Source organism: Streptomyces sp. NBC_00461 (genome assembly GCF_036013935.1).
Lineage (GTDB): Bacteria > Actinomycetota > Actinomycetes > Streptomycetales > Streptomycetaceae > Streptomyces.
In genome coordinates this window covers 6,386,638-6,412,883 of the sequence record NZ_CP107902.1, presented here as the reverse complement: position 1 = coordinate 6,412,883, position 26,246 = coordinate 6,386,638, and the positions used below count along the sequence as shown (strand labels likewise).

The 26,246-nt window shown below is 69.8% G+C and carries 21 protein-coding genes; 6 read left to right on the top strand and 15 right to left on the bottom strand.

Going from position 1 to position 26,246, the window contains the following annotated elements:
• Positions 1–3: 3 nt before the first annotated feature.
• From OG870_RS30120 to OG870_RS30095, 6 genes are all read right to left on the bottom strand, one after another.
• Positions 4–942: an ABC transporter permease gene (locus OG870_RS30120; RefSeq protein ID WP_266589723.1), complete on the bottom strand. Its 939-nt coding sequence runs from the start codon at positions 940–942 to the stop codon at positions 4–6.
• The gene (locus OG870_RS30115) at positions 935–1,861 is read right to left on the bottom strand and encodes an ABC transporter permease (protein WP_266589721.1); all 927 of its coding nucleotides are present in this window, start codon (positions 1,859–1,861) and stop codon (positions 935–937) included. The genes OG870_RS30120 and OG870_RS30115 overlap by 8 nt, the downstream gene beginning before the upstream one ends.
• 144 nt (positions 1,862–2,005) lie before the next feature.
• On the bottom strand, positions 2,006–3,628 hold the full coding sequence (locus OG870_RS30110) for a peptide ABC transporter substrate-binding protein (RefSeq protein WP_266521047.1): 1,623 nt from the start codon (positions 3,626–3,628) through the stop codon (positions 2,006–2,008).
• A 585-nt stretch (positions 3,629–4,213) separates the two neighbouring features.
• Positions 4,214–6,121 carry a translational GTPase TypA gene (gene typA / locus OG870_RS30105; RefSeq protein WP_266521045.1) on the bottom strand — a complete coding sequence of 636 codons (1,908 nt, stop codon included), beginning with the start codon at positions 6,119–6,121 and terminating at the stop codon, positions 4,214–4,216.
• A 135-nt stretch (positions 6,122–6,256) separates the two neighbouring features.
• Positions 6,257–6,937, bottom strand: coding sequence for a hypothetical protein (locus OG870_RS30100; protein WP_266844095.1), 681 nt, complete (start codon positions 6,935–6,937; stop codon positions 6,257–6,259).
• A gap of 117 nt (positions 6,938–7,054) precedes the next feature.
• Complete coding sequence (locus OG870_RS30095) at positions 7,055–9,331, bottom strand: ABC transporter family substrate-binding protein (protein WP_266844097.1); 2,277 nt, start codon at positions 9,329–9,331, stop codon at positions 7,055–7,057.
• Between the two features lie 333 nt (positions 9,332–9,664).
• Here OG870_RS30095 and OG870_RS30090 point away from each other — a divergent pair, with 333 nt between their 5' ends.
• Genes OG870_RS30090 through OG870_RS30075 form a run of 4 tightly spaced genes read left to right on the top strand, consistent with a single transcriptional unit; the run spans position 9,665 to position 13,567 of the window.
• A complete protein-coding gene (locus OG870_RS30090) occupies positions 9,665–9,955 on the top strand; it encodes a hypothetical protein (RefSeq protein ID WP_266589717.1) in 291 nt (96 codons plus the stop codon).
• Positions 9,956–9,974: 19 nt separating this feature from the next.
• Positions 9,975–10,796, top strand: a complete 822-nt coding sequence (locus OG870_RS30085; RefSeq protein ID WP_266521036.1) for a hypothetical protein — start codon at positions 9,975–9,977, stop codon at positions 10,794–10,796.
• 18 nt (positions 10,797–10,814) lie between these two features.
• Entirely contained in the window at positions 10,815–12,800 is a 1,986-nt protein-coding gene (locus tag OG870_RS30080) for a fumarate reductase/succinate dehydrogenase flavoprotein subunit (RefSeq protein ID WP_266589715.1), read from the top strand.
• Complete coding sequence (locus OG870_RS30075; RefSeq protein ID WP_266844100.1) at positions 12,797–13,567, top strand: succinate dehydrogenase/fumarate reductase iron-sulfur subunit; 771 nt, start codon at positions 12,797–12,799, stop codon at positions 13,565–13,567. Before OG870_RS30080 ends, OG870_RS30075 begins: the two co-directional genes overlap by 4 nt.
• On the opposite strand, the gene OG870_RS30070 is transcribed toward OG870_RS30075, so the two are convergent.
• The 3 genes from OG870_RS30070 to OG870_RS30060 are packed head-to-tail and all read right to left on the bottom strand — an operon-like array spanning position 13,548 to position 16,130.
• Entirely contained in the window at positions 13,548–13,868 is a 321-nt protein-coding gene (locus OG870_RS30070; RefSeq protein ID WP_266521029.1) for a hypothetical protein, read from the bottom strand. The genes OG870_RS30075 and OG870_RS30070 overlap by 20 nt on opposite strands.
• A 5-nt stretch (positions 13,869–13,873) precedes the next feature.
• A complete protein-coding gene (locus OG870_RS30065) occupies positions 13,874–14,863 on the bottom strand; it encodes a phosphotransferase (RefSeq protein ID WP_266844103.1) in 990 nt (329 codons plus the stop codon).
• Positions 14,864–14,906: 43 nt separating this feature from the next.
• Complete coding sequence (locus OG870_RS30060) at positions 14,907–16,130, bottom strand: hypothetical protein (RefSeq protein WP_266844105.1); 1,224 nt, start codon at positions 16,128–16,130, stop codon at positions 14,907–14,909.
• 233 nt (positions 16,131–16,363) lie between these two features.
• Here OG870_RS30060 and OG870_RS30055 point away from each other — a divergent pair, with 233 nt between their 5' ends.
• Complete coding sequence (locus OG870_RS30055; RefSeq protein WP_266844857.1) at positions 16,364–17,836, top strand: hypothetical protein; 1,473 nt, start codon at positions 16,364–16,366, stop codon at positions 17,834–17,836.
• Between the two features lie 80 nt (positions 17,837–17,916).
• Here the strand turns inward: OG870_RS30055 and OG870_RS30050 are convergent, their stop codons facing one another.
• The 6 genes from OG870_RS30050 to OG870_RS30025 all read right to left on the bottom strand — a co-directional run bounded on the left by OG870_RS30050 (position 17,917) and on the right by OG870_RS30025 (position 24,865).
• Complete coding sequence (locus OG870_RS30050) at positions 17,917–20,670, bottom strand: SpoIIE family protein phosphatase (RefSeq protein WP_266844107.1); 2,754 nt, start codon at positions 20,668–20,670, stop codon at positions 17,917–17,919.
• Positions 20,671–20,977: 307 nt separating this feature from the next.
• The gene (locus OG870_RS30045; protein WP_266844109.1) at positions 20,978–21,409 is read right to left on the bottom strand and encodes an ATP-binding protein; all 432 of its coding nucleotides are present in this window, start codon (positions 21,407–21,409) and stop codon (positions 20,978–20,980) included.
• Positions 21,410–21,706: 297 nt separating this feature from the next.
• Positions 21,707–22,141 carry a (deoxy)nucleoside triphosphate pyrophosphohydrolase gene (locus tag OG870_RS30040; protein ID WP_266589707.1) on the bottom strand — a complete coding sequence of 145 codons (435 nt, stop codon included), beginning with the start codon at positions 22,139–22,141 and terminating at the stop codon, positions 21,707–21,709.
• A 67-nt stretch (positions 22,142–22,208) separates the two neighbouring features.
• Complete coding sequence (locus OG870_RS30035; protein WP_266521013.1) at positions 22,209–22,400, bottom strand: SPOR domain-containing protein; 192 nt, start codon at positions 22,398–22,400, stop codon at positions 22,209–22,211.
• Between the two features lie 362 nt (positions 22,401–22,762).
• Positions 22,763–23,515, bottom strand: a complete 753-nt coding sequence (locus OG870_RS30030; protein ID WP_266521011.1) for a GntR family transcriptional regulator — start codon at positions 23,513–23,515, stop codon at positions 22,763–22,765.
• Positions 23,516–23,662: 147 nt separating this feature from the next.
• Positions 23,663–24,865 carry a DUF4190 domain-containing protein gene (locus OG870_RS30025; protein WP_266844111.1) on the bottom strand — a complete coding sequence of 401 codons (1,203 nt, stop codon included), beginning with the start codon at positions 24,863–24,865 and terminating at the stop codon, positions 23,663–23,665.
• An 86-nt stretch (positions 24,866–24,951) separates the two neighbouring features.
• Between OG870_RS30025 and OG870_RS30020 the strand changes: the two genes are divergently transcribed.
• Positions 24,952–26,157 carry a serpin family protein gene (locus OG870_RS30020; RefSeq protein ID WP_266589705.1) on the top strand — a complete coding sequence of 402 codons (1,206 nt, stop codon included), beginning with the start codon at positions 24,952–24,954 and terminating at the stop codon, positions 26,155–26,157.
• The last annotated feature ends 89 nt before the right edge of the window (positions 26,158–26,246 follow it).

The window sequence follows — 26,246 nt, the reverse complement described above, 5'->3', positions numbered from 1 at the left end:
CCCTCAGCGTGTCTTGGGGTCGAAGGCGTCGCGGACCACGTCGCCAAGCACGATGAACGCCAGCACGGTGACGCTCAGGGCGCCAGCCGGGAACAGCAGCGCGTGCGGGTTGGTCAGGAACAGCTGTTGGGCGTCACTGATCATCACGCCCCAGGAGATGCTCGGGGGCTGGATGCCGATGCCCAGATAGGACAGGGCGGCTTCGGCGGAGATGTAGACGCCGAGGTTCATCGTGGTGATGACGATGACGGGGGCGAGCGTGTTCGGCAGGATGTGCCGGAACGCGATCCGCCAGGAGTCCGCGCCCAGCGCGCGGGCGGCCATCACGTAGTCGTTGTACTTGTTGGCGATGACCTCGCCGCGCATGATCCTGAAGACCTGTGGCCAGCCGAGGATCGCCATGATGAACGACACGGTCCACACGTCACCGCCGCCCCAGATCGACATGATCAGCAGACCGCCGATGATGAGCGGCAGGGCCGAGAACACCTCGGTGATCCGGGACAGAAGCGCGTCCAGCCAGCCGCCGAGGAGGCCGGACAGCATGCCCAGCAGACCGCCGATGAGCGTGGTGACCACGGTCGTCACCACGCCGACGACGATCGAGTTGCGGGTGCCGTAGACGGTCCGCGTGTAGATGTCGCAGCCCTGCTGGTCGTAGCCGAACAGGTGCCCGGACGACGGCCCGTTCATGGAGTTCTGCAACTGGCAGAAACCGTCCGAGAGCGGCGAGCGCGCCGTGAACAGGCTGGGCGCGATCGCCAGGGCGAGCAGGCACACGATGATGAAGGCCGACACGAGGAACATGGGCCGCTTGCGCAGGTCCACCCAGCCGTCCTTGAGCAGGCTCGCCTGCCGGGCCGCCGCCTTCTCCTCGGCCTCGATCTCCTTGGCGATGGAGGCCTCGTCGGTGGTGGGCCTTTCTATCGTCTTCTCACTCATAACGGATCCTCGGGTCGAGCACGGCGTACATCAGGTCTACGAGGAGGTTGGCGACCAGGTAGATCAGCACCAGCAGGGTCACCAGACCGACGACGACGGGCCGCTCGCGCAGATAGACGGACTGGGCCAACTGCCCGCCGATACCGGGCATGTTGAACACCCGCTCGGTGATGATGGCACCACCCATGAGAGCACCGAGGTCGAAGCCCAGGAAGGTGACCACCGGGATCAGGGAGTTGCGCAGCGCGTGCACACCGATGACCCGCCGGGTCGGCAGGCCCTTGGCTATCGCCGTGCGCACGTAGTCTGCGCGCACCGACTCGGTCATGCTCGCCCGCACCAGACGGGCGATGTAGGCCATGGAGGTCGTGGCGAGCACGATGGCCGGGAGGATGTAGCTCTGCGGCCAGCCCTTCTCGATGCCGGCGACCGGCGTGATCTTCAGCTTCACGCCGAACTCCAGCTGGAGCACGCTGCCGAGCACGAAGACGGGGATCGAGATCAGCACCAGCGTCGAGATGAGCACGACGTTGTCGATGAACTTGCCCTTCTTCAGGGCGGCGAAGATGCCGGCGACGATACCTATCACGGCCTCGACGGCGAACGAGGTCAGGCCCAGCTTCAGAGTGACGGGGAACCTCTCGGAGACGATCTCAGAGATGGAGCGTCCGTTGTACGTCTCGCCGAGGTCACCGGTGAAGACGCCGCTGATGTAGTGCCAGTACTGCTGGTACAGCGGCTCGTTGAGGTGGTAGTGCGCACGCAGAACCGCCGCGATGTTGGGGTCGGCGCGTTTGTCGCCGGCCAGTGCCTGGATCGGGTCGCCGGGCAGAGCGAAGACCAGGCAGAAGATGATGAACGTGACGCCTATCACCACAGGGATCACCTGCAGCATGCGGCGCACGACGTATCGGCCCATGGGTACTCCAGAGGGGTGCTCGACCCGACCGTGGCCGAGGGGATGGCACGGTCGGACGGGAGACGGCAGCAGGAGTGAGCAGGGGAAGGCTGTTCCTCCCCCTGCTCACCCCGTAACGCTGTGTCAGGACTGCTCAGAAACTGGTCAGCTGAGCTTGACCGAGTCCCACAGGATGTTGTGGCCGGCGATCTTCATCGACTTGATCTTGTCGCTGAAGCCGGTGTTCAGGGTGTAGAAGTACACCGGGATGTACGGCAGGTCCTTCAGGAGCACGTCGTCGGCCTGCTGGTACTGCTTGACGGCGTCCTCGTGCGTGGCGGCCTGGTCGCCCTTGACGAGCAGCTTCTCGAAGTCCTGGTTGACGTAACCCGAGTAGTTGGAGCCGTTGGTGATGGCTTCCTTCGAGAAGATCGGACGGAGGTAGTTCTCCATGTCCGGGTAGTCCATGTTCCAGGCCATACGGAACGCGCCCTGGTACTTCTTGGCGTCCAGGTCGTTGAGGATCGTCTGGAACTGCTCGAACGGCTTGGCCGTCACCTTGATGCCCAGGTTCTGCTGGATCTGGTTGGCGACCGCCTCGATCCACGCCTTGTGGTCACCGTCGGCGTTGTAGCCGATCTCCAGCGTGTTGCCCGGCAGACCGCCGCTCGCCTTGTACAGCTCCTTGGCCTTGGCCGCGTTCAGCGTGCAGGCCTCACCACAGGCTCCCTTGCGGTAGCCGTCGATGATGGGGCTGATGAAGTCGTCCGCGGGCGTACGGGCGCCGAGGAAGATCTTCGAGGCGATCGTCTTGCGGTCGATCGACATGGAGATGGCCTTGCGGAGGTCCGCGTTCTGGAAGGCCTTGTTGTACTTGATCGGGAAGCCGATGTAACCGACGCCCGAGTCGGCCTCGTCGATGTAACGGCCCGGCAGGTCCTTGTGGTACGTCGGCAGACCCGAGTTCGGGATGACGAGCTGGACGTCCAGGTTGCCCGCGACGAGGTCCTTGTAGGCCGTGTCGAGGTTCGAGTAGATCTTGAAGTTGACGCCCTTGGCCTCGATCTTCGAGGCGTCCGGGTACTTGTCGTACTTCGTGACGTCGATCTCTTCGTTGTGCTTGAACGTGCCCTTCATCTTGAAGGGGCCGTTACCGATGGGCGCCTCGCCGAAGCCCTTCGGGTCCTTGAAGAACGCCTTGGGCAGCGGCACGAAGGCGGTGAAGGACAGCTGCGACGGGAACGCCGAGAACGCGCCGTTCAGCGTGATCTGCAGGGTGCTGTCGTCGACGGCCTTCAGACCGGACATCTTGTCCGTCTTGGGCTTCTTGCCCTCGCCCGGGTTCAGGTCGCTGTAGCCCTGGATGTGACTGAACAGCGGGTTGGTCTGCTGGGCGTTGGTCTGGTTCGCGCCGTAGTTCCAGGCGTCGATGAAGGACTGGGCGGTGACCTTCTCGCCATTGTGGAACGTGTAGCCGGACTTCAGCTTGATCGTCCAGACCTTGTTGTCCTTGGTCTCGATCGACTGCGCCATGGCGTTGACGACCTTGTTGTCGGCGTCAAGCTTGGTCAGACCCGTGAAGAGGGCGTTGATGACCTGGCCGCCCTCGGTCTCGTACGTGTTGCTGGGGACCAGGCCGTTCTGCGGCTCACCGATCTCCACCGACACGACGCCGTTGCCCTTGCCCTTGCCCGAGCTGCCGTCGTCCCCGCCGCCGCCACAGGCCGTCGCACCCAGCGCCACAACGGCGGCTATCGCAACCCACTTGGCGCTCTTGGCACCACGCATGGGGCTCCTCCTCATGAGTCCATTGATTCACCGCAGAGGGAAGCACACGACACTCCGCCGTCACCGGCGCCTGAAACAGTGAGGTGCGTTTTCCCGCGCTCGTGAGGTCGGCGCTGCGTCAGCGCCTGACCCGTTGACCCGAGCTCTACGCGCCTAACTATCTGCCATGCGCCATGGCCGAACCACACTCAAAAGGTCTCGGTTCGATCACACCTGACGCGTACATCTTCCAAAATCCGGACAAAGGGTTTGCTGAAAGATCCCTGCGAAACGGACTTGTTACACATCAATCGGTCCCGCATGTCCGTATACCGAACGCCAGGGGCATGAAAATTCAGTTGCGGATTCATGGTGGCTGTGCAGGAGGTGCACGGCCCACCACTTCCAGCCAACAGACCTGTGCCCCGAGGGTGTTCGCCGGGCCTCACAGGGGACGGACAGCAGCACGTCGGCAGAAGACTAGTGCCATGTGATCCGCTTCTACGGATCCACGACAAGAACTAGGGTTTTCCCTACCCCTGCCTCAACAGAAGACCGGGCACCCCGCGTTGCGGAGTGCCCGGCAGCTTCGTGGAACGGTGCGTGTCAGCCGTTCTTGGCGCGGCTCGCCGCGCGGGCGCGCTCGCGGGCGTCCAGGTTCACCTTGCGGATGCGGACCGCCTCCGGGGTGACCTCGACGCACTCGTCGTCGCGGCAGAACTCCAGCGACTGCTCCAGCGAGAGCTTGCGCGGCGGGACGATCGCCTCGAACGAGTCGGCCGAGGAGGACCGCATGTTCGTGAGCTTCTTCTCCTTGGTGATGTTCACGTCCATGTCGTCGGAGCGCGAGTTCTCGCCGACGATCATGCCCTCGTACACCTCGGTGCCGGGGTCGGTGAACAGCACGCCGCGCTCCTGGAGGTTCGTCATCGCGAAGGCCGTGACGGCACCGGAGCGGTCGGCGACCAGCGAGCCGTTGTTACGGGTCGTGAGCGTGCCGAACCACGGTTCGTGGCCCTCGTGGATGGAGTGGCCGATGCCCGTGCCGCGGGTCTGGGTGAGGAACTCGGTACGGAAGCCGATCAGGCCGCGGGAGGGAACCACGAACTCCATGCGGACCCAACCCGAGCCGTGGTTGGACATGTTGTCCATCCGGCCCTTGCGAACGCCCATGAGCTGCGTGACCGCGCCCATGTGCTCCTCGGGCACGTCGATCGTCATGCGCTCGACCGGCTCGTAGACCTTGCCCTCGACGTCCTTGGTGACGACCTGCGGCTTGCCGATGGTCAGCTCGAAGCCCTCGCGCCGCATCTGCTCGACCAGGATGGCGAGCGCCAGCTCACCACGGCCCTGGACCTCCCAGGCGTCCGGACGCTCGGTGTCGAGCACGCGCAGGGAGACGTTACCGATCAGCTCGCGGTCCAGGCGGTCCTTGACCTGACGGGCCGTGACCTTGCGGTCCTTGACGGCGGCCTTGTTGTCGGCGCCCTTGCCGGTACCGCCACGGCCGACCAGCGGCGAGGTGTTGGTGCCGATGGTCATCGAGATCGCCGGCTCGTCGACCGTGATCAGCGGCAGCGGGATCGGGTTCTCCGGGTCGGCCAGGGTCTCGCCGATCATGATGTCGGAGATACCGGCGACCGCGCAGATGTCACCGGGGCCCGCCTTCTCGGCCGGCTTGCGGGTGAGCGCCTCGGTCATCAGCAGCTCGGTGATGCGGACGGCGGACATCGTGCCGTCACGCTTGATCCACGTGACGGTCTGGCCCTTGCGCAGCTCGCCCTGCTCGACGCGGAGCAGCGCGATACGGCCGAGGAAGTTGTCGGCGTCCAGGTTGGTGACGTGCGCCTGGAGCGGGGCCTCCTCGTCGAACTGGGGGGCCGGGACGTGCGACAGGATCGTGGAGAAGAAGGGCTCCAGGCTGTCGCTGTCCTGCGGGACGGTGCCGTCCTCGGGCTTGGTCAGCGAGGCCACGCCGTCACGCGCACACGCGTAGACGATGGGGAACTCGATCTGCTCCTCGTCCGCGTCCAGGTCCAGGAAGAGGTCGTAGGTCTCGTTGACGACCTCGTCGATCCGGGAGTCCGGGCGGTCGGTCTTGTTGATGCAGAGGATGACCGGCAGGCGCTGCTGGAGCGCCTTGCGCAGCACGAAGCGGGTCTGGGGCAGCGGGCCCTCGGAGGCGTCGACCAGCAGGACCACCGCGTCCACCATCGACAGACCGCGCTCGACCTCGCCACCGAAGTCGGCGTGGCCCGGGGTGTCGATGATGTTGATGGTGATGACGTCGCCGCCATCCTTCGGGTGGTACTTCACGGCCGTGTTCTTGGCCAGGATCGTGATGCCCTTCTCACGCTCCAGGTCGTTCGAGTCCATCATTCGGTCGTCGAGCGACTCGGCGGCGTGCGCCGCGAAGGCACCGGCCTGCTTCAGCATTGCGTCGACGAGGGTCGTCTTGCCGTGGTCGACGTGGGCGACGATAGCGACGTTGCGGATGTCGTGGCGCGTGGCCATGAAGGCGTACTCCTGGAGTGTGAGGAAGGCCGACGCGTACGTCTGTGTTACGCGGACCCTGCCGGGCTGGACACGCCACGGCCTCACCCCATGGTACGGGGCCGCTGCGGCGGCGGCTCGCCGGGCAGCCGGGGGTCAGGCGCTCCGGGTGGCCGGCGAGCCGGGTTCGCATGAGTGCCGGGCGGCCTGAAGGGCGATGCCGGCGTCGTCGACGCCCTCCTGGCAGTCGAGGACGCCGGCCATGTCCACCTGCCAGGTCCGTGCACGCCCCTTGGTCGTCGTACCGCCCGGGCAGGTGTAGTTGAAGTCACCCGCCACCTCGCGCACCCCGGCGTACTCCACGTTCTCCCCGGCGTCCTTGACCGTGATGCGGCCCCCGTCGAGCGACGGGGGCTTGACGTTCACGTCGGTGAAGCTCCATGTTTCGCCGCCGTCCGCCTCCGCGAGGGTGCGGGCGTCCGACTGGATCTCGCCGATCTTCTTGCCCAGCGAGAAGAGGACCTCCGCCGGGGAGACGGCCGGCCCCGAGGCCTTCACCGACGCCCGCGGGGTGTACACCCGCTCAAGCGGACCCGACAGCGTGCCGCCGCCCTTGCCCAACGACTGCACCCCGGAGACACCGGTCAGCTTCTCCGTCTTCTTGACGGCGGACCAGGTGAACGTGCCGTCCGTACAGGCCTTGGCCACGGCCGGGGCACTGCTCCTGGCGGCCGCGGCCGCCCTGCCGTCGCCGTCCCCGCTACAACCCGTGAGCCCCGCCACCAGCGCCACCCCGGCCAGTCCCGCCGCCCAGGTCCGTCGTGTCGTGCCGTGCATGAGCCGACCCCTCGTTTCCCCCGAAGACGGACGCCCGGCGCCCGCACCACGATCACTGATGATCATCGTGCGGGCGCCGGGCGTGACACGGCAAGAGATCTGAGGACGAACTGAGCTTCAGTTGCCGGTCGAAGGGCTCGCCGACGGCTTCGCGCCCTTCTGCAGGAAGCCCATGTTCTCGTAGACCGGCGTCTGGAAGCCGAAGGAGCCCGCGTTCACCACGCTCTTCTTCGCGGCCGTCAGCTGGGGGCGCTGGTAGAGGGGGATGGAGCCGGCGGCGGCCCAGATGCGGGAGTCGGCCTTGCGGATCAGGGCGCGGTTGTCGTCGCCGTCCAGGGTGGCGACGGCCCGGTCGAAGAGCTGGTCGACCTGGTCGGTGCCGATGCGGGTGTAGTTCTGCTCGACGTCGAGGGAGCCGTCGGCGGCCGGGACCGGCTTGGCGTAGATGGGCCGGGCGTCCGTGGCCGGGAAGGCGGAGGCGGGCCAGGAGTACAGGGCGAGGTCGAACTGCCCGGACGCGATGTGGTCCTTGAAGTAGCTCTCGTCGGCGACCTTCGTGATCTGCGTGGTGATGCCGACCCGCTGCAGCATGCGGCTGATCCGGTCGGCCACGGTCCGCAGGACTTCCGAGCCGGCGCCCGACGGCAGTACGAAACGGAGGCTGAGCGGCTTGCCGTCCTTGGCCAGCGTCCCGGCCGCGGCGCCCGCGGGGACCGCGGTGCCCTTGGGGGCGTAGGCGCCGGGCGCGCCGCCCTGCATCACCCGCTGCTCGGCGTACTGACCGCCGTCCGCGAGGTGCTTACCGCTCCCCTCGCCGCCCTTCGCGTTCTCGTGCTTCTTAGCGTGGTCCTTGGGGTCCTTGCCGTCCCCGTCCCGGCTGTCCCCGTTCTTGGTGTCCCCGATGTCCCCGGTGTCCCCGCTCTTGTCGTCCTCGCCGACGATGTACGTCCCGTCGTCGCCGCCCTCGGAATCGTGCTCGGCCTTCTTGCCCTTGGCGCCGGCGGCCTTCTCGGCTTTCTCGGCCTTCTCCTGCTGCTCCTTGACCGGACCGCCGCGCACCCATCCGGCGTCCGCGAGCAGCGCCTGCGCCTCCGCGGTGTCCTGACCGCCGAGCGCACCGCTGCTGTCGGCGTAGGCGGCCTGCCCGGACAGCGCGAGGTGGCTGCCGACGGGCACCGCGGGCAGGCCGAGCGGCTTGAGGACGGCCTCGGCGAGGGCCGCGCGGTCGAGGGCGCGGGCCACGGCGCGCCGGACGCGCTCGTCCGCGAGGGGTCCCGTGGAGCCGTTGAGGGCGAGCTGGGTGTAGGCGGGCTCCAGCGACTTGCGGACCACGAAGTCCTCCAGGCCCTTCGCGGCGGCACGGCGGCCGCCCGGACCCATCAGGGGAGTGCCCGTGCCCTTGGCCCGGTCGGCGACGGCGAAGTGCCCGGCGTCGGACGGGTCGATCTCGGCCAGGTCGATCTTGCCCTCGGCCAGCGCCGTGGCCCGCTTGTCGAGCGGTACGGCCTTCAGGTCGATCTCGTCGAGCTTGGCGGGCCGGCCCCACCAGCGCGGGTTGCGGACGAGGGTGACCTGCTCGTTCTTGGTGTCGACCTGCTTCAGGGCGAAGGGCCCAGCGGTGACCTTGAGCTTTCGTCGCGCCCCGTCGTTGAAGGCGTCCGGCGTACCCATGACGTCCTTCGGGTACAGCGGCGAGAACAGCGACTGCCAGTCGGCGTACGGCCGGGCGAAGGTGACCTTGACCTGCAGGTCGTTGGCGCCGCGCTCGATCTTCTCGATGCGGTCGTAGCCGGCGTTGCGGGCCGTCCAGTACGCGCTGTCCTTGCCGGACAGGGCGCGCCACTGGGCGGCGAAGTCGGCGGCGCCGATCTCGCGGCCGTCGCTCCAGACGGCCTGCTGGTTCAGCTTGTAGAGCACGACCTGCTTGGGCTCGGTGTCCACGACCTTGGCGGACTCCAGATAGTCGGCGTTGCGTACCGGCCGCCCCTTCTGGTCGAGCCGGTACATGGACGGCAGAACCGCCTGCGCGACACGGCTCGTGGCGGCGTCGGCGTCCGACTGGAAGGTGTTCAGGGTCTCGGGCACGTCGTCCACGGCCCAGCGCAGCGTGCCGCCGTCGACGACCAGGTCACGGGCGGCGGGCGCGTAGTCCGGCCCCGCGAGGGGCTTGCCCGCCTTGTTCTCGGAGCTGCAGCCGGCGAGCGCGGACACGGCGAGCGCGCCTGCGGTGAGGAAGGCGACCGAGCGCAGCGCTCCGCGGGAAGACCCGGGATCGGCCGTGGATCGCCTGCGGGCACGTCGTGGCTGCTCGCGCAGTTCCCCGCGCCCCTTCGGGGCGCTGCCGCGCCGCGGCTGACATGGCCCGGCCGTGGGTCCGACGCCGTCGTGGGACATCTCTGCTACCTCCGAGGAGCCGCTCCCGCCGATGACACGGGTGGGGTCTGATCACATTTGGCGGTATTTTGGAGTTGATCAGATCTACGGCCCCACTGAAGAGGAAAGGTTCCGCCGACCGGCGGCGACACGGCGACAGGCGCGGGGAAGCCCACTCGTGCGGCGTAACGTGCGCCCCCGGCGCACACAGAGCGCTTGCGGGCGTGCAGTGGAGGCATGCAATCCGCCAATCGCTGCACATCCCTTCCCACCGGCAGGTGTGACGCGCAACACTCGCAGGCGCATGAACGTTGCCACCTGGGGCCGGACGGCCCATGGAAGTGAGGTCACGTCATGTCCGTGCAAGACGACCTGACAGCAGTACAGCGTTGCCTGGACGACCTGGCGCGGTCCGTGGGCCGCCTGGAGAAGCAGCTGGGCGGCGGCGGGCTGGACATGCGCCGCGTGCGTGTCGACGCGGATCACCTGCGTGAGAGCGTCGCGCTCCTGCGCGAGACCGCGTCGAGTCCGAGCGCGCCCCGCAAGCCCGAACTCGTCACCATCCCCGACACCCCGTACGACCCCTCGCTGTGGATCGACACGGACGACGAAGGACTCGGCGCCCGCGACCGCCACGCCCCCTGAACCCGACCGGAGTCATGAGTTGGCCACTGGTACGGAACCACATCTGAACAGCGGCGGCGTACGGACCGGTACGCGCGCCGCGATCGACGCCCCGCATCTGCGGACCGACCGCTGGTGGCTGGCCCCGGCCGTCACCGCGGCCGGTCTGCTGGCCTTCATCGTGTACTCGACATGGCGGGCCTTCGCGAACGCGGACTACTACTCGGCGCCGTATGTCTCGCCGTTCTACTCGCCGTGTCTGGCGGAGAACTGCAAGAACATGCCCTCGGGCCCGAACGCCGACCTCTTCGGCAGCTGGTGGGGGATCTCCCCGGCGATCATCATCCTGATCTTCCCGCTGGGCTTCCGCCTGACCTGCTACTACTACCGCAAGGCCTACTACCGGGGCTTCTGGGCGTCCCCGCCGGCCTGCGCGGTGGCCGAGCCGCACAAGAAGTACACCGGCGAGACCCGGTTCCCGCTGATCCTGCAGAACATCCACCGGTACTTCTTCTACGCCGCGATCCTGGTCGCCTGCGTGCTGTCGTACGACACGGTGCTGTCCTTCCGGGACACGGACGAGAACTGGGGCCACATGGGCCTCGGCACCGTCGTGTTCCTGATCAACATCACGCTGATCTGGGCGTACACGATCTCCTGCCACTCCTGCCGGCACATCGTCGGCGGCAAGCTCAAGCACTTCTCCAAGCATCCCGTGCGCTACAAGGCCTGGCAGTTCGTCGGGAAACTGAATGCCCGTCACATGCTGCTCGCCTGGGCGTCGTTGGTGAGCGTGGCGCTCGCCGACTTCTACGTCTATCTGGTCGCCTCGGGCGCCTTCGACGATCCGCGCTTCTTCTAGATTGGGTGGGGCTTTCTGATGTCCGTGGTCGACCGGCAGGAGTGGGACGTCGTCGTGGTCGGTGCCGGGGGCGCGGGCCTCCGCGCCGCCATCGAGGCGCGCGAGCGGGGTGCCCGTACGGCCGTGATCTGCAAGTCGTTGTTCGGCAAGGCGCACACGGTGATGGCCGAAGGCGGCATCGCGGCGGCCATGGCCAATGTCAACGAGCACGACAACTGGCAGGTCCACTTCCGCGACACCATGCGCGGCGGCAAGTTCCTCAACCAGTGGCGGATGGCCGAGCTGCACGCGCAGGAGGCCCCGGACCGGGTGTGGGAGCTGGAGACCTGGGGCGCCCTCTTCGACCGTACGAAGGAAGGGAAGATCTCCCAGCGCAACTTCGGCGGCCACGAGTACCCGCGTCTCGCGCACGTCGGCGACCGTACGGGCCTGGAGCTGATCCGCACGCTGCAGCAGAAGATCGTCTCGCTGCAGCAGGAGGACAAGCGGGAGACCGGCGACTACGAGTCCCGTCTGAAGGTCTTCCAGGAGTGCACGGTCACCAGGATCCTCAAGACCGTGCCCGACAGCGGCTCCACCGCGGGCAGCCGCGTCTCCGGCGTCTTCGGCTACGAGCGCGAGACCGGCCGTTTCTTCGTCCTGGAAGCCCCGTCCGTGGTGATCGCGACCGGCGGCATCGGCAAGTCCTTCAAGGTGACGTCGAACTCGTGGGAGTACACGGGCGACGGGCACGCGCTCGCCCTGCTGGCCGGGGCGCCGCTGCTGAACATGGAGTTCGTGCAGTTCCACCCGACCGGCATGGTCTGGCCGCCGTCGGTCAAGGGCATCCTCGTCACCGAGTCCGTCCGCGGCGACGGCGGGGTGCTCAGGAACTCCGACGGGAATCGCTTCATGTTCGACTACGTCCCCGACGTCTTCAAGGAGAAGTACGCGGAGTCGGAGGAGGAGGGCGACCGCTGGTACGAGGACCCGGACAACAACCGGCGTCCGCCCGAGCTGCTCCCCCGCGACGAGGTCGCCCGTGCGATCAACTCCGAGGTCAAGGCGGGCCGCGGCTCCCCGCACGGCGGCGTCTTCCTCGACGTCTCGACCCGTATGCCCGCCGAGGTCATCAAGCGCCGGCTGCCGTCCATGTACCACCAGTTCAAGGAGCTGGCGGACGTGGACATCACGGCCGAGGCGATGGAGGTCGGGCCGACCTGTCACTACGTGATGGGCGGCATCGCGGTCGAGTCCGACACGGCCGCCGCACGCGGCGTGCCGGGGCTGTTCGCGGCCGGTGAGGTGGCGGGCGGCATGCACGGCTCGAACCGCCTGGGCGGGAACTCCCTGTCCGACCTGCTGGTGTTCGGGCGCCGGGCGGGCTGGCACGCGGCCGAACACGCGGCGGCCCTGGCCTTCGAACGGCCCGCCGTCGACGAGGTCCAGGTCGACACGGCGGCCGCGGAGGCGCTGCGCCCCTTCTCCGCCGAGGGCCCCGAGGGCCTCGCACCGGGAGAGCCGGCCAGGGCGGACGGACGGCCGCCGGAGAACCCGTACACCCTCCACCAGGAACTCCAGCAGACCATGAACGACCTCGTCGGCATCATCCGCCGCGAGGCCGAGATGGAGCAGGCGCTGGAGAAGCTGGCGGATCTTCGGGTACGGGCCCGCCGGGCCGGTGTCGAGGGGCACCGCCAGTTCAACCCCGGCTGGCATCTCGCCCTGGACCTCAGGAACATGCTGCTGGTCAGCGAGTGCGTGGCCCGGGCGGCGCTGGAGCGCACCGAGTCGCGCGGCGGCCACACCCGCGAGGACCATCCGACGATGGACCGCACGTGGCGCCGGATCAACCTGCTGTGCCAACTGACCGATCCCACGGGCGGGTTGGCGGCCACGGACCCCGTGCGCGGCCAGATCGCCCTCACCCGCGAGACCACCGAATCCATCCGCGCCGACCTGCTCGCCCTCTTCGAGAAGGAGGAGCTGGTCAAGTACCTCGCCGAAGAGGAGCTGTACGAGTGAGCAGCTACGAGGCCCGCTTCAAGGTGTGGCGGGGCGACATCAAGGGCGGCGACCTGGAGGACTTCGAGGTCGAGGTCAACGACGGCGAGGTGGTCCTGGACATCATCCACCGCCTCCAGTCCACCCAGGCCCCCGACCTCGCCGTGCGCTGGAACTGCAAGGCGGGCAAGTGCGGTTCGTGCTCGGCGGAGGTCAACGGGCGGCCGCGCCTGATGTGCATGACGCGCATGTCGGTGTTCACGCGGGAGGAGACGATCACCGTCACACCGCTGCGCGCCTTCCCCGTAGTACGCGACCTGGTGACGGACGTCGGCTTCAACTACACCAAGGCGCGCGAGGTCCCGGCCTTCGTCCCGCCTGCGGACCTCGGCCCCGGTGAGTACCGGATGATGCAGGAGGACGTGGACCGCTCGCAGGAGTTCCGCAAGTGCATCGAGTGCTTCCTGTGCCAGGACACCTGCCATGTCGTCCGCGACCACGAGGAGAACAAACCGGCGTTCGCCGGCCCGCGCTTCCTGATGCGCGTCGCCGAGCTGGACATGCACCCGCTGGACGCGGCCGCCGACAGCGGCCTCGACCGCAAGAAGACCGCCCAGGACGAACACGGCCTCGGCTACTGCAACATCACCAAGTGCTGCACTGAGGTCTGTCCCGAGGGCATCAAGATCACGGACAACGCGCTGATTCCCCTGAAGGAACGCGCGGTCGACCGCAAGTACGACCCGTTGGTGTGGCTGGGGTCGAAGATCAGGCGGCGGTCCTCGTAGATCGCGGGGTGCGGCCGGGTCGCTGGGCGAGGTACTGGACTGCCAGGCCCGCCATGAAGGCGATCCAGCCGCACCACGCGACGTCACCGCGCGCGCCGCTCAGATGCCCCGAGAGCGGTCCCAGGAACATGAACAGCCCTCCGCCGACCGCGCAGATCAGCGATCCGTACCCCCAGAGCCTGGGGCGCAGCACCAGGGACCGGCGCCACGGCATCACCCAGCCGGTCACGACGGCCGCGACGCCCCCCGCCGCCAACAACGTCACGGCCAGAGCGCCCGCCACCACCAGGTACATGTGCATGCCGATCAGCATCCCACCAGGCGCAGGGCCTGCACCAGGTTGTGCTCCGCGATCGCGCGGAAAGCCGCCCGGTCGGGGAAGTCGCCGTCCAGGAGGCGCAGCGGGCCCGCGACCAGGGACAGTCGCATGGCCAGGTGATAGAGGCGGAGGCGGTCCTCGTCGAGGTCCGGGGTACGCAGGGTTTCGTAGTGCTCGTGGAAACGGATCCGCAGGAACACGTGCTCCCACTCCACGTCGAAGTACAGCAGGCCCTCGATGTCGATGAGGGCCGGACGGCCGTCCGGAGTCAACAGGACGTGGTCCGGGCCGAGTTCGCCGTGGATGAGGACGTGACGGGTGCGAGGGCGGACGGCGGCCGACAACGCCCGTACGGTGTCCGTCAGTTGTTCGCGGGCGGCGGCGGCCCGTGGATCCCGTACGACGATCTCGTCGAGGGCGCGCAGGGCGCCCTTGGTGACGTGCTGCTCGCACGAACCGGCCGCCGGAGTACCGCCGTTGTCGACGAGGGCGACCTTGCCGAAGGTCGGGCCCACCTGTGCGTGCAGTTCCCCGAGCTGGGCGGACAGCAGGTCCAGGGACGCGCGGGCCGCGTTCGGATGCCGTTCCAGCGCCTGTTCCAGGCTGCCGCCCGTCACGTCCTCGACGACCGCCGCGTCCGCCGGGAGACGAGTGTGCGTGGCGTCGCTGTACAGGAGGCGGGGGGTGCGGACACCGGCCGCGGACAGGCGGTCGTGCGCCGCCGTGAAGAGGTCGAGGCCGGTGCCGTGGGAGAAGGGGTCACGGAGGTCGGCGGGGCCCGCGTCCCAGTAGTCCTCGTCGGCCGACCAGACGTAGGCCACGGCCGTCGAGTCGTCGTCGAAGGCGAGGCGGTAGACACCCTTCTTGGTGCCCCCGCGCAGGCGCGTGACGGCGGAGAGGGTGCGGTGGGGGCCGACGGCGGCTCGGGCGAGCGGGGCGAGGTCACCCCGGGTGAGCGGCTTGCGGGTGACGGTCATTCTGCCGATCCTCGCAGCCCGCCCGCGCCGCGGCAGGGCGTTTTCACCGCACCCAGTCGTCCCGGTACGCCGCCCAGTCCGCCTCCGTGGCCGCGAAGTCGACGTAGAGCGCGACGCCGAAGCGGGCGCGACCGGCATCCGTGTGGGACAGGCCGAGGCGGACGCCACGGACGGCCGCGGGAACGGTCTCCGCATGGTTCCAGTGACCGAACCGGTTCTCGTGGTAGAAGGGCAGGCCCATCAGCAGGTCCGTCGACTTCGGGGTGACCTCCAGGGCGAGCGAGGTCTGCTGGGCCACGTAGCCGCCGTACAGGCTCTGCAGCGGCTGCATGGTGTCGTACGACATCACGGCGATCTGGTCGACCCGGCGCGCGACCTGCCCGAAGAACCTCTGCGACCACCACTTCGGGTGCCCGGCGACCGTGCCCCAGAAGGCGTGGAACCCGGGGAGCGGGTCGATCTGATGGGCGGCGACGGACAGCAGGGCGTGATGCGCGCGGGTGACCGAGCGGAGCGAGTCCAGGAGGGTGAGGTAGTCGCGGTCGCCGGAGTGCAACGGTTCCAGGTCGAAGTGGGCGCCCTCGAAACCGGCGGCCAGGATCTGCCGGGTGGAGGTGACGACGGCCGCGCGGGTCTCCGGTCGCTCCAGACGCATCCCGGTCGGGTTCTCGGTCGCGAGCACGTCGCCGAGCCACGCCTGCACGCGTGTGCCGGGGGCTTCGCGGTGCACGGCCGCGATGAGCCAACGCGCTTTGGGATATGCCGACTTGGGAAGCGTGCCGTCGTGTTCGAGCGGGCCCGCGTGGACGTACAGGTCGCGGATGCCGGTGTTCTTGAGGCGGCGGGCGAGCGCGGTGACGTCGGCGTCGGTCTTGCGTCCGTCGACCCAGGCATGCCCCAGCCAGATGGCGTCACGGCCCCTGCTGTACGTGCCCGTCTTCATGTCGCCCGTGTAGTTCAGGCGGAGAGCGGACTCGGCGGCGAGCACGGGGAGGAGCAGGGCGAGGACGACGGCGAGTGCGAGACGTCTCGGCCAGCGACGGCGAGGGGACGGCGGCGGCTCGGTCGGCTCGGCTGACTCGGTCGGCTCGGCTTGCTCGGCTGGCCCGGTCTTCTCACCATTGTCGGGGTCGTTGCCGTTGTGGTTGTCGTGGTGCTGGTCCTGGTCATGGTCATGGTCGTCACTATCCGTCCCCGCCCCGGTCCCCGCCCCCGTCTCCGTCCCCGTCTCCGTCCCCGTCCGCTCGGTGTGCTCCGTGTGCTCCATCCCGCTCCCCCCTGCCGCGATTCCATCCGGGCCCACACGCATCCGCGCGCCCCGCCTCCCCCACCCCTGACACATCCCGGTCGCGCTGCCGCATTCCTGCTCATACGCTCCGAAATGTGACGTCATCCTTGATCCGGGGCCGGCCGCGGCGCGCCACCTCTCAGATATCCGTGCGGTTGGTGCACACCCTGTTGGGAGTCCTGGCCGGGGCGGTGTGGCTCGTGTTGCCGTGGATGACGATCAACAACGACGTGCCGGTTCCGGTCACGCGTGCGAATCCGGGCGCCGCGAGTGCCGCCGAGGCGAAGCAGGACGGGACGTCGGCCGCCGACCTGGTGCTGCCGTTGGCGGCGGTGGGTGCGGCGGTCGTGCTCGGGGGGTACGGGTATGTGCGGCGCACCCGGCGGGCCCGGACGCGTACCACGCCGGGCGGTGCCGCCGTCCCCGCCGGGCCTGCAGTGCCACCGCTCTCCGAGGCCGACGAGCGGGCGCGGGCGTCGCTGGTCGAGGCCGACGACTGCGTACGAACCAGCCGGGAGGAACTCGGCTTCGCCGAGGCGCGGTTCGAAGCGGCGGCCGTGGAACCCTTCACCCAGGCCGTGCGGGACGCCGGGTCCGAGCTGGCGGCGGCCTTCCGGATGCGGCAGCAGTACGACGACGGCGTGCCGGAGGACGAGGCGTCGCGGCGGCACGCGCTCGCGGGGATCGTCGGGCGGTGTCAGGAGGCGGAGCGGCGGCTGGACGCGGAGGCCGCGGGGTTCGACCGACTGCGTGCGCTGGAGGGGGGCGGTCTGGAGGCTGCGCTGGAGCCGGCGGAGGCCCGGTTCCGGGAGCTGGCCGGGCGTACGGGGGCCGTGGCCGCGATACCCGCCGCCCTCGGCGAGCGGTACGGCCCCTCGGCGGTCGGTTCCGTCACCGGCTACGTCGAGCAGGCCAAGGACCGTCTGGTGTTCGCCACGACCCGTTTCAATCAGGCCCGCCAGAGGGCCGACATGGGGGACGGCGAGGGTGCGGCACATCATCTGCGGGCCGCCGAGGGTGCGACGGCCCAGGCCGCCGTGTTCGTGACCTGTCTGGAACGGCTCGCCGCCGACCTGACCGCGGCCGCGGCACTGGTGCCGGCCGCGCTGACCGGGGCGGAGGCCCAGCTCGCGGCGACGAGGGCGGACGGCACGCCCAGCCTTCCGGTCGGCGAGCTGCACGCCCGTGCCGCGCACGCCGACATCGTCCTGGCCGCCGTACGGGAAGAGCTGACCGCCGGGCCGTACGACCCTCTCGACGCCCTGCGGAGGATCACGCGGGCGGCCGTGCCCGTCACCGTCGCCGGAGGGCGGGCCGGTGTGCTGTCGGTCGCCGCGCTGCTCGCCGCGCGCAGTGCCGTCGCCGCTGCGGACGCCTTCGTCACGACGCATCGGGGCGCCGTGGGCAGCAAGGCCCGCACCCGACTGGCGGAGGCCGAGCGGCTGCTCGCCACGGAGCCACCCGACGCCCTGGCCGCCGACGCGCGGGCCCGGCAGGCCCGCGACCTCGCGGAACAGGACGTACGGGTGCACGGCAACCCGATCGCCGGCGCGGCCGAACACGCCACCGGAGCCGCCGGAGCCGTCCTCGGCGGAATCCTCCAGGGCACAGCCCCCGACGGCGGCCCACCCGTCAGCTACGGCGGCCCCCGCACCCGCGCCCGACGGGCGAAGGAGCCGGGCTAGGACCACGGAGCCGCAGCCGATCGAGCGGCCGCCCGCCGCCCGGCGTCGGCCCTCGGCCCTCGGAGGCGGCTCGGCCGGCGTCAGAAGAGGCTCAGCAGTGCCTCCGCCGGATCCGCGAGCCCCGTCTCCCCGTCCGGCAGTGGTAGTTCGAACCACACCGTCTTGCCGCGCGGTGTGCGGCGGGAGCCCCAGGCCGCGCTCAGGAGGCCGACGAGTTGGAGGCCTCGGCCGCCCTCGTCCGTGTCGCGGGCGCGGCGGCGGCGCGGCTGGACGAGGCCGGAGTCCCAGACCTCGCAGACCAGAGTGCGGTCAAGCAGAAGCCTCAGTCTGATCTCGCCCTCGCCGTAGCGCAGGGCGTTGGTGACCAGCTCGCTGACCAGCAACTCCGTTGTGTCGACGAGGGGTTCGAGGTCCCAGGCCTGCAGCTGGCCGCGGGCGTACTCACGGGCCCTGCCCACACTGCGCGGCTCGCGCGGCAGTGCCCAGTCGCCGACGGAATCGGTCGGCAGGCCCTGGACACGGGCCATCAGCAGGGCGATGTCGTCCTCACCGTGGTGGGTGTCGAGGGTGTTGAGGACGTGGTCGCAGACGTCCTCCAGGGGGAGGGTCGGGTCCGTCAGCGCTCCGACGAAGGCCTGGAGGCCCTCGTCCAGGGGGTGGTCGCGGGATTCGACCAGTCCATCCGTGTAGAGCGCGAGCAGTGCGCCTTCGGGAAGTTCGACCTCGACCTCCTCGAACGGCTCCCCGCCGACGCCGAGCGGCATGCCGGGCGGCACGTCGAGCATCAGCGCGTCCTCGCCGGGTTCGACCAGGACGGGGGGCAGATGGCCCGCGTTGGCGAAGGTGCAACGGCGGGTTACGGAGTCGTAGACCGCGTACACACAGGTCGCGAGGTACACCTCGGAGAGGTCCGCCTCACGGGGGCGGCGGGCCGAGCGGGTGGCCTGCTGGACGCCTCCCGGCGCCCCGAGGCCCCGCGCGATCTCGTCCAACGCACTCAGCACTTCGGCCGGTTCGAGGTCCAGGAGGGCAAGTGTTCTGACCGCTGAGCGGAGTTCACCCATCGCCACCGCCGCGCGTAGACCACGGCCCATGACGTCGCCCACCACCAACGCCGTACGGTGTCCCGGCAGTTCGATGACGTCGAACCAGTCGCCCCCGACCTCGCTGGGGCGGTCGGCGGAGGAGTTGCCCGGCAGATAGCGGCAGGCGATGTCCAGGCCGGAGGCCACCGGGTCGCCCGGCGGGAGCAGCGACCGCTGCAGTATCAGGGCGCGTTCGTGCTCACGGCGGTACAGGCGTGCGTTGTCGATACAGACGGCGGCACGCGCCGCGAGTTCCACCGCGAGATCCCGGTCCCGGTCCCCGAACGGCTCGCTCCCCTTGGTACGGGCGAACTGCGCGAGTCCTACGACGGTGTCGTGGGCGACCATCGGCACGGCCAGCGTGGACTGGACGAGGCCGCCCTCCTCGGCCGGCACGAACTGGGTGCGGGCGGTGCGCAGGGCGTCGGCGCAGCGGGAGTTGAAGGGATAGTGATGGACGGCGCCCAGGGCGACGGCCACGCCGCCCCCGACGAACGGCGCGTCGGACACCGCGCTGGCGAAAGCGACCCGGCGCAGTTCCGCACTGCCGTCGGCAAGGCCCGGCGGGGCCTCGTCACCCGCCAGCAGGCCCTGGTAGAGGTCGACCGTCGCGAGGTCGCAGAAGCCGGGGACGACGACGTCGAGGAGTTCGCGGGCCGTGGTCTCCAGGTCGAGGGAGTTGCCTATGCGGGCGCCGGCCTCGTTGAGAAGGGCGAGATTGCGCCGCGCCGCGGCGGCCTCACGGGCTGCGGCGCGCCGCGAGGTGATGTCGGTTCCGAGCCATGCGACGCCGATGGGGCGACCGGAGCCACTGTGCACGCGGTAGAGGTTGATGGACCAGTGACGACGGCCCTCCGAACCCGGCACGAAGCCTGTGACGTGCATGTCCGTGATCGAGTCGCCGGTCTCCAGGACCCGGCGCAGCGTGGCCGCGACCCGCTCGGCCTCGGGCCGCTGCAGATAGTCGTGGACGCCACGGCCGCGGTGGTCGTCGGGCGTACCCCCGAAGGTGCCGGCGAACTGCTGGTTGACGCGGCGGATCCGCAGATCGGTGTCGATCAGCAGGAAGCCGAACGGAGATTGACCGAAAATCGACTGCGATGCGGCAAGGTCGGTCTCGATGCTGCGCAGGGTGCGTACGTCGACGACGATGCAGACGGCGGCCTTCTCGCCGTCCTCGGTCCGCGTCGGCATGACATAGACCTCGGCGAGGCCCTCCCGGCCGCCCTCCCCCGACCCGGTCTCCGGCGTCCGGAAGGGGACCACACCGGTCCACTCCCGCCCGTCGAGGATCTCAGCCATCTTGCGCTGACCCTGTTCGCGCAGGTCGGAGTCGATGAACGCCTCGAGGGGGTCCATGCCGACCGCGCGCTCGGCGGCGATCCCGAAGAGCTGCTCTGCGCGCAGACTCCACTGGTCGACGAACCCGTCGGGGCCGATGGAGAAGGACGCGACCTTGATGTAGTCGTAGATGGAGCCGGGCGGGCTGCTCTGCCACATGGCGTCACCAGGAGGCGCGTCACCGAGGCCGGTGTCACGGAGCCCCGCACCGTACGAGGAGAGCCCTCCACCACCGGATGAGGAGAGCCGTTCGCCATCGGATGAGGAATGCCCGCCACCGGTGGCGGGCAGACCCGTCCCGCCCGTCGTCCCGCTCGTCGCGTCGGCCTCGGCATCACCCGCGGCCTCCGCCCTTGCGCCGTCCGACGGGTCCTTGGACTCCGTGGCCCTCGCTGGTATCTCGCTCACGCGAACCGTCCCCTCCAGCTCACCGCGTCCGGTACCGGTCACCGGGGGCGGCTGCCCGCAGTATCCAGCACTACGGCGCCGCACAACACGGTGTTCACGATCACAGCACGGTCCCGACGGTTTTCGGTCCCGGCTGCGACAACACTTCCAGTCTTCTAACCAGCCAACACCTCGTCGAATCACGCCCGCCGAACACTGCCACTGGCCTGAACCTGTCGTTCGACAGGGCAGCAGTCCCCGTACAGCGTCCGACGCGCCGGCCTGTGCCCGGGCGTGCGGCGTCCGACGCACCTGAACCGGCCCGTCTTCAGCCCGGTACGGCGAGCTCGAACCACACCGTCTTACCCGCGTCACCGGGCCGGGTACCCCAGCGGCGCGAGGAATGGGCGACCAGCTGCAGTCCGCGGCCGCTCTCGTCCTCGGGGTGGGCGACGCGCGCGCACGGTGGATCGGGGAGCGGATCGGACACCTCGACCAGCAGCACGTCCCGAAGGCCCACGGGCCGCACGAGACGCACGCCGATCGGGCCTGTGGCATGGCGCAGAGAGTTGGTCACCAGCTCGCTGACCAGCAAGGTCGCGAGATCACCGAGGGCGTCGAGCCCCCAGTGGTACAGCTGGCCACGGACGGCGGCACGGGCGTTGCGGACAGCGCCCGGCTCCGCGGGAAAGCTCCACTCGGCGTAGTCGCCTTCGGGGTCGATCACGCCGATCACTTCCCAGGCCAGAAGCCCACCCATGTCCGGTTTCGTGGGGTTAATGGGCACATACCCGATATCTAGGGCCGAGTACCGTCCGCAGCAGCGCACTGTGGCACGAACGGCGTACGAAGGCGCACCGCGCGTGGAGTCGGCCACCAAGGAGCCCGGGGCGTGCGCTCGCCGGGCGACTGCAGGCCGGCGACGTCGACCGCGTCGGCACGGCAGGTCGATTACGTCCACTACATCGACAGGTCGACCACGTCGGAAGTCGACCACGTCGGCAAGTCGGCTACGTCGCCTACGGCCTGTCGCGCCCACGCGACGGTGGCCACTGGGTCAAGACGGCTCCGCGTCCCTCGCCGGGCCGTGCCCAGGCCAGGCGCGGGCGGCAACCTCCCTGACGGCCGGAACGTCCTGGTCCAGCCAGGCCACGTCCCAGAGTTCTCCGGGGCCGAGCCAGCGCAGCGCGTCATGGTCCTGGAGCGGCTTGGGGTCGGCCGAGCCGGGGAGCAGCCGAGCGGTCCACACCTGGAGCACGTAAGGCGACTTCAGGGGCCACTCCCCCGGTACGCGTGCGACGGTCTCGGCGTCCACCCCGAGTTCCTCGCGCAGTTCGCGCACGAGGGCCACCTCGGGCGCCTCACCCGGCTCCACCTTGCCACCGGGCAGTTCCCAGCGGTCGGCCAGCTCAGGGGGTGCGCTCCGGCGGGCGGCGAGCAGGCGGCCGTCGTTCAGCAGGGCGGCGCCGACCACCAAGATCCGTTCCGTCATGCGCGGGAGCCTACGGGACCGCCGGATCCGTGACTGAGGCCGTACGTGTGGACCATTGACCTGGCCCTCAGTTGTGGACGGGGTCTCCGTTCTGACCGATCCGCTCGACCCAGTAGAGCTGCTTGTGTCCGCGGTCGTCGAGGCTGTCCGCGATCTTCTGGGCCTCGGCCCTGGTCGCGTACCTGCCCACGCGGTAGGTGTTGCCGTTGTCGTCCTGCCGTATGACGAGCCAGGGAAGAGTGATCGTGCCGTCGTTCATCGCGCCCCAGCGCTCCTTCCCACCCCGGCCCGACCGCGTCCCACCCGCGGTTCGTGCCGTGCCCCGCCCACTAAGGAAACCGCAATCCGCATATGCCCGAGCCTACGCCTAACCTTTACGCAGCGAATACGGAATTTCACGAAGAGGTACGCAACCGGCCAGAGCGAGGGGGGCGCGCGACCTCGAACGCGCCGCCCGCGAGGCGTCGACGCATCCGGTCAGGGGCATACCGAGCAGCGGCAGCCACGCACGGGGCGACCTGCGAAAACGGCCAGATTCCACCGGCGGAGGGGGAGACTCCGCGGGTGCCCTGAGGGGGTTGCGGTGCGGGGTACCGGGGCCCGGCGCCGTAAGGGTGTGCGCTACTTCACTGGGAGGTGGTACGCGGCCCGGTAACGGTCGGCGGGGATCACGACGTCGGCCGTCTCCACGGGACGTCCCGAAGCGAAGAAGGTGCGCTGGATGACCAGGACGACATGGCCGGGGACGCCACCCAGGGCGAGCAGTTCCTCGGCGAGGCCGGGGCGGGCGCCGACCTCCTCCGTGACGTTGTCCACGATCACGTCGATCGCCGCCATGCGCTCGACGACGCCCATGCCGCCGAGCGGGCCCTCCTCGGGGAGCATCACGGGTGTGCGTCCGGTGACCGCGAGGGGCTCCCAGGAAGTGGAGAGCATCATCGCCTCGCCGGCCTCCCGGAACACGTACCTGGTGCACATCACGCGGTCGCCGGGCTTGATGCCGAGCCGCTCGGCGACACAGCTGCTCGCCTCGGCCTGTGCGCTGCTCGACTCCCAGGTGCCGCGCCCCTCGCCGTCGGCCTGCTCCTGACGGAAGGGCGTGGCGCCGCCGGCCGGGCGGAAGCCGGAGCGGGCGACACTGCGGGGCACCGCACGCTCGCGGACGTACGTCCCCGACCCGGAGCGACCCTCCACCAGGCCTTCCGCCATCAGCACCTTGCGCGCCTCCAGCGCGACGGTGTCCGAGACGCCGTACTCCTCGCGGATTCTGGCCTGGGAGGGGAGACGGGTGTGCGGCGGCAGCGAGCCATTGACGATCTTCTTGCGGAGATCACCCGCGACGCGCAGGTACGCCGGCTGCTCACCGAAAGTCACTGGCCACTCCCATCAGGTTGTACAGACAGCAACAGCCTGGCAACCGTGGGTTGTGCTGTGCAAGCAAAGGCCAGAGAATCACTCGATGTGATGACATGCGCCTACGGAGGGCTTTACGCAGGCACTTTCTCCCCGCTATAGCCGCGCTCACACCTCGAACTGGGAGCCGCCCCGGTCGCTGCCCCCGCCGTCGTCCCCGTCCAGGGAGGGGGGAGGGGTCGCGGTAAGGCCCAGAGCCTTGCGGGCGGTCATGGAGGTGTCAGGAGTGGAGAGCACCATGGCGCGGTCGTAGTGCGCGTAGAAGCTGTCCGCGTCGGTCGCCTTCGCTGCCCGGGCCCACTCCCTTCGGCTCGCCTCGACCGCCGTGGCGACCTTCGCGACCGGCTTCCTCGCATCCGCGGGCCAGTGGTGGTCGCGCAGTGACCCGATCTCCTCTGTGAGCGCGGCCGACATCCGCCCGGCCCATGCACGGCTGCCCCGGAGGTCGTCGTCGGGGCTGTCCTCGGGCTGCGCGTCCAGGACGGCGTTCTCGAGGTTGACGGCCTTGAGATAGGCGACCTGGTCCGCGTCCAGGGTCCGCGCGTCGTTGCGCAGCGAGCCCGTCAGACCGGCCTTCTCGTCGGTGTTGCCGAACAGGCAGGTGATGTCGCGGTCGCCGAGTCGCCAGCTCTGTCGGGTCGGCGTCAGGTAATAGACGTCGACGTCGTCGGGCACGGCCCAGGCGTCCATGGCGTAGCCGTACCGGAGCACGTAGCACTTGGTGTCGGCGACGTCCGTGACCTTGGCGTCCCCGGGGTACTCGGCGCCGCCCGTCATCTTGAACGCGGCGAAGACCTCCGCGTCGTGCCGGCCGTCGCAGGGCACCCTGTCGACGTCGTAGGCCAGGCCTTCCAGGGATCCGCTCGGGGCGTCGAAGCACTCGCCCGTCGTGAGGGAGTAGGCGCTGCCGTTGTCGTGCGCGGCGTCCTTGAGGCCGGTCCAGACGTCGAAGGTGATGCCGCCGCTGAGCCCCACCACCCACAGCGCGAGCCCGACGGAGGACAGGATCGCACCGGTGACGGCCATGCCCCTGCCCCGCTCGCCCTTCCTCTTGATCTGGGCGAGCGCGATCAGGCCCAGCAGCAGCCCGCCGGCCGGAACGAAGCAGAGGATGCCGAGGACCAGTGAGGCGATGGCGGCCCCGTTGACGGGCGCGGTGCGGTTGTACGGGCTGTAGCCCTGGCCCCAGGGCTGGTACGGATATGGTCCGGGAGCGGCGTACGGCCCCTGCGGGTACGGGTACTGGCCCTGCGGGTGCGGCCCTTGGGTTTCCTGGGGCTGGTGGGGCCCAGGGGGCGGGGGTGTGGACACGGGCACCGTGCTCCTGTTTCAGGGGCTGACGCGCAGAACTGGCGTACGACTGGGCGCATGGTAAGCGTGAGGGCGGCGGGGGCGGAATGGTGATCACGGATCGGGCGACTGCGGCTGTGCGGGCGGTGAACGCGCTGACCGCACGGTGGGCCGCAGCGGCGGACCGCGGCACGGTGTTCTCCGCGGCGGGAGTGTGGCCGCTGCTGGCGTTCCTGGCGGACGGGGCCGGGGGTGCGGCGCGGGCCGAGCTGGAGGGGGCGGTGGGAGTGCCCGCCGGTCAAGCGGCTTTTGCGGCACGGGAGTTGCTGGGTGTGATGGGGTCCGTGCCCGGCCTGGACTCCGCTCTCGGTTTGTGGACCGACCGTGCGATGGAGCTCCAAGAGGCGTGGCTGAGCCGGCTGCCCGCCGAGTCTCACGGCGTTCTGACCACCGACCTCGACGCTTCCCAGGAGGCGCTGGACGCGTGGGCGGCGAAGCGGACCGACGGGCTGGTCGACCGCATGCCGGTCACGCTGACCGAGGACGCCCGGATGGTCCTCGCCACCGCCTTCGCCCTGCGCACGGACTGGCCACGGCCCTTCACCGAGGTGATGCGTCGGCCGGACACCGGCCCGTGGCAGGGCCGCACGCTCCTCGGGCTGCACCGCAGAAGCGTCCGGCCGGACCGGGTCGGCGTGACGAGCACGCCCGAGGGCCATGTCACGGCACTGCGGGTGCCCGGCGACAACGGCATCGACGTCCACCTGCTCCTCGGCGAGGACCGGATGGCCCCCGGGCAGGTGCTGAGGGCGGGCATCGGCGTCCTGGAGGGCACACTGGCGGTCACCGGAGGCGGCCGGCTTCCCCACGGACACGTGGGGCCTGGCCTGCACGTGGAGCAACAGCCGTCCCTGACTCCGGAGCCGGTCACTCTGGACGTCACGACCGTGGCGTTCGAGGTGGCGGCGGATCACGATCTGCTGGCCCTGCACGGCCTTTTCGGACTCACGACGGCACGGGACGACCGGCAGGGACACTTCCCCGGCATCAGCGCCGCCCCGCTCGCCATCGGGGCGGCGGGGCAGTCGGCGGTGGCCGAGTTCGGCGCTCTCGGCTTCCGGGCCGCCGCGGTGGCGGCCATGATGCCGGTGGCGGCCGGCGGCCTTCCCCAGTACCGGTACGAGACCACGGTCGTCCGAGCGGAGTTCGACCGCCCCTTCGCCTTCCTCGCCGTGCATCGGGAGACCCGCCTCGTGCTGGCCGCGGGGTGGGTCACGGACCCGAAGCCGCATCCCTCGCGGGGGCCACGATGACGACCACCCACGGCCGGTTGCCGGCAGTCCGCTCGCAGTCCGCGAAGGGCCCACCGATGGGGGCCGGGCGTGCCGGGGAGCCGTTCGCC